We start from the raw sequence: 3906 nt of genomic DNA on the forward strand, positions 1-3906 counted from the left end.
ATCAGCTCCTTGCCCGAGAAGCGGCCGAGGTCGTGGTGCTCGTAGACGTGCGAGACGGGGGCGGCGGGGCCGGAACCCTCGGACGCGGCGCCCGCCAGCTCGGGCGGCAGATGGGCGAGCCCGGACAGACCGGTCGCGACCACCACCGCGCGGGCCTGGAACGCCTCCCCCGAGTCCAGCTTCAGCTCGAAGTCGCCGCTCCCCCGCGCCCGCTCGACGGAGACCACCCGCACCTGCTCCAGACCGGGCACCAGCTTGCGCTGGAACCACTCGCCGTATGCGGTGAAGGTCTCGACCGGGATGATGTCCTCGTCGGTGACCAGCCGCCGGATCCCCGCCGCGTCGCAGTAGTCCGCGAGGGTGTGCCCCGGCTGCGGGCAGTCCAGGCTGGAGGCGGCGGGCGTCGACTTCAGCAGCATCCCCTCGGGCATGTGGTCGCGCCAGCTCACCATGGGGTCGCCGAAGACGCGGACGGGCAGCCCCCGCGCCCGCAGATGGGCCGCGGTGGACAGGCCGAACGGCCCCGCCCCGACGACTGCAACCGGTCGAATCACGAAGTCCCTCCCAGGACGCGTTCACGCCACTCCCGTGGCTTTGCCGCTTCGTCTTGCCGCTGCGCCTTGCCTTCGTGGGGTGTTGTTCTCGTGCTGCCTGTGTGCTGTCTCTTCGGGGATCAGGCGGTGCCGCCGCGGCGGTTGGTCCGCCACCGCGCGTAGAGGTGCTTCGCGCCCGGACGCACGAAGCGGGCCATCATCGTCAGGAACGGCATCGGGTCGTCCGCCGCGAGCCAGGCCAGTTCGGTGCCGCTCGCCCGCGCCGGGGCGTGCGGTGTGGTGTAGCCGCTACGGCGGTAGGCGAGGAGCGCGGGCAGGTCGATGTTCTCCACCACGTACCGGTTCCCGGAGCGCTGCGCGCCCTCGGGGACGGGCCGCCCGGTGAGGTTGAGATGCAGGGCGCGTACGACGTCGATGCCGGACTCGCTCTCGAAGAGCCGGAACTGGGCGCCCATGCGGGGGTTGAAGTCCAGGAGTTTGTACTGCCCGTCGCGCCGGTCGAAGCGCAGGTCCAGGTCGATGACCCCGCTGAAGCCGATCTCCTTGATGAACCGCGCGGCGAGGTCGGCGAGTTCGGGGTTGTCCACGACATACGCGTGCGCCGTCATCCCCGCGTGCGGCGGCCAGGAGCGCACCTTGACCCCGGTGAAGAGGGCGAGCGGGCCCGCGTCGGCGTCGAAGCAGGCGTGCACGATCCAGTCCTCGGCGGACTCCCTCGGCAGATACTCCTGGAGGATGACGCCGGGTTCCTCGCCCCAGTCGCGGGCGAGGTCGAGCAGCCCCGCGCGGGTGGCGATCCGGGTGGTGCCGCCCACGGCGGGCCGGCTGCGCCGGACGAACGCCTCGCGGTTCTTGGCCACCACCGGGAAGCGGGCCCGCTCGGCGAACTCGGCTATCTCGGCGTACGAGCGCGGGAACACCGTCACCGGAGTCGCGATCCCGTGCTCCCGGCACAGTTCGTGCAGCCCCTGCTTGCTGGCCAGGCGGCGCGGCAGCGCGGGGTCCACACGCGGGAAGAGGAACGGCCCGGCCAGCGCGTCCTGGTGCTCGGCGATGAGGACGGCGGCCTCTTCGTCGGTCGGGATCAGGACCGTGGGGCGGCCGATGTGGCGGCCGATCCGCAGCAGCCCCTCGACCAGGTGCTCCGGTTCCTCGGCCCCCGTCGTCGGCCAGACGAAGGCCCGCTTCAGATAACGGGACGCGGCGGCCGGGGTGTAGGCGTCCTCGGTGATCGCGTACATCGGCACGCCGATCCTGCCGAGACTCCGGATCGCGCCGACCCCGCCGTGATGCAGCGGATAGCCGCCGAACTTGACGATGAGACCCGGCACTTCACGGTCCGCCTGGACCGGCGCCCCGACGCGGCTTCCGGCCATGGGTCGTCCCCCCACGTGTCCCCCCTTTGGACCGGACCCACCCCGCCCGTGTCCCTCATGGACGCTAAGCCGGAACACTTCCCTCCGACAAGCGCTATTCGGACATTGCGAACTCTTTAGACATGGGGCGGACAACTCCCCGGCGGTCGCCCCAAACGGCCACGGAACCGCTCGTCAACGCGCCTCACAGTGCTGCCAATACAGCTGTTCCGGCCGTAACGTGTGGGCCGACCACATGGATGGCCACACCAGGCACGGTCCGGATGAGAGTGAGGCGGCACCCATGCCCCCCTTCGACGTCCCCGAGGGCGACCCCTTCGGTCCGCACAACCTTCCCTATGGCGTGTTCTCGCCCTCCGACAGTCCCGAACGGAGGGTCGGGGTCCGGCTCGGCGACCGGGTGCTCGACGCGGGCGCGGTCGCCAGGCAGCTCGGCTCCCCGGACGCGGACCTGCTCGCGCGGCCCACACTGAACCCGCTGCTCGCCGCCGGACCGGAGGCGTGGTCGCGGGTGCGCGGCGCGCTGACCACCTGGGTCACCGACCCCGCTCACGGCGCCGTTGTGGAACCCCACCTCCACCCCCTGGCGGAGGTCGGTCTCCACCTCCCCTTCGAGGTGGCCGATTACGTCGACTTCTACGCCTCGGAGAACCACGCCCGCAACGTCGGCCGCATCTTCCGCCCGAACGCCATCGACTCGCTCACCCTCAACTGGAAGCACCTGCCCATCGGTTACCACGGCCGCGCGGGCACGATCGTCGTCTCCGGCACCGATGTCGTACGGCCCTCCGGGCAGCGCAAGGGCCCCGACGACCCCGAGCCCGTCTTCGGGCCCTCCGTCCGGCTGGACATCGAGGCGGAGGTCGGCTTCGTGGTCGGCACGCCCTCCGCACAGGGCACCTCCGTCCCGCTGACCGACTTCCGCGAGCACGTCTTCGGCCTCTGCCTCCTCAACGACTGGTCCGCGCGCGACATCCAGGCCTGGGAGTACGTCCCCCTCGGCCCCTTCCTCGGCAAGTCCTTCGCGACCTCGGTGTCGGCGTGGATCACCCCGCTGGCGGCGCTGGAGCACGCGCGCGTGGCCCCGCCCGAGCGCACGCACCCCCTCCTCCCCTACCTCGACGACTCCGGCACCGGCCCCGGCGGCTACGACCTCCGCATCTCCGTCGCCATCAACGGCCAGGTCGTCTCCGAACCCCCCTTCTCCACCATGTACTGGACCGCCGCCCAGCAGCTCGCCCACCTCACGGTCAACGGCGCCTCCCTGCGCACGGGCGACCTCTACGCCTCCGGCACGGTGAGCGGACCCGCCGAGAACCAGCGGGGTTCGCTCCTGGAGCTGACCTGGAACGGCCGCGACCCACTGGAACTCCCGGACGGGAAGCGGGCGTTCCTGGAGGACGGTGACGCGGTGACGCTGACGGCGTGGGCGCCGGGGGCGGAAGGGGCCCGGGTGGGCCTTGGCGAGGTGAGCGGGCGGATCGTGGGGAGTTGAGCGCGGGCGGCCCGGGGCGCTGATGCCGGGGTGCCGCCGCGGAAGTTCCAACCGGGCCGTTCCGCTTCCCCGTTCGGCCCTCAGGACGACTGACGGACGGCCCTCCCCGCGTCATACTGACGTAACACGCACCACCGCCCCGCACCCCTTGGCCACCAGGAACCGGAGCCCCGGCATGACCGTCTGCCTGCTCCTGCTGAGCGCCGTCGCGCTGACGGCCGCGCTGCCCGCGCCCCGCGCGCTCACCCGGGCCGCGTGGCCCGACCGGGAGCCCGTGGTGGCGCTGTGGGTGTGGCAGTGCCTGGTCGCCACGGTGCTGTTGTGCTGTCTGACCGCGCTGGTGCTGGGCGCGGCGGCCGTCTTCCACACCGTCCGCGACCATGTGTTCGCACCCGCTCCGCCGGCCGTCACCGCCGCGTACGACCTCTCGGCCGCGCCGCCGTGGGCCGCCGTGCTCACGGTGCTGCTGGCCTCCGGGGCC

3 protein-coding genes and 1 pseudogene are annotated in these 3906 nt (G+C 72.2%); 2 read left to right on the forward strand and 2 right to left on the reverse strand.

Annotation, left to right across the window (positions count from 1 at the left end; genetic code table 11):
• A partial coding sequence (locus GTW40_RS17190) for an FAD/NAD(P)-binding protein (protein WP_161181083.1) occupies positions 1 to 554 on the reverse strand: 554 nt, incomplete at its 3' end.
• Positions 555 to 673: 119 nt separating this feature from the next.
• The gene (locus GTW40_RS17195; RefSeq protein WP_161181084.1) at positions 674 to 1930 is read right to left on the reverse strand and encodes an ATP-grasp domain-containing protein; all 1257 of its coding nucleotides are present in this window, start codon (positions 1928 to 1930) and stop codon (positions 674 to 676) included.
• Between the two features lie 283 nt (positions 1931 to 2213).
• Between GTW40_RS17195 and fahA the strand changes: the two genes are divergently transcribed.
• Positions 2214 to 3425, forward strand: coding sequence for a fumarylacetoacetase (gene fahA, locus GTW40_RS17200; protein WP_161181085.1), 1212 nt, complete (start codon positions 2214 to 2216; stop codon positions 3423 to 3425).
• A 175-nt stretch (positions 3426 to 3600) separates the two neighbouring features.
• A pseudogene (locus tag GTW40_RS17205) lies at positions 3601 to 3906 on the forward strand (M56 family peptidase); the annotation flags it as partial.

It is taken from the genome of Streptomyces sp. SID4985, from assembly GCF_009863025.1.
Taxonomy (GTDB): Bacteria; Actinomycetota; Actinomycetes; order Streptomycetales; family Streptomycetaceae; genus Streptomyces.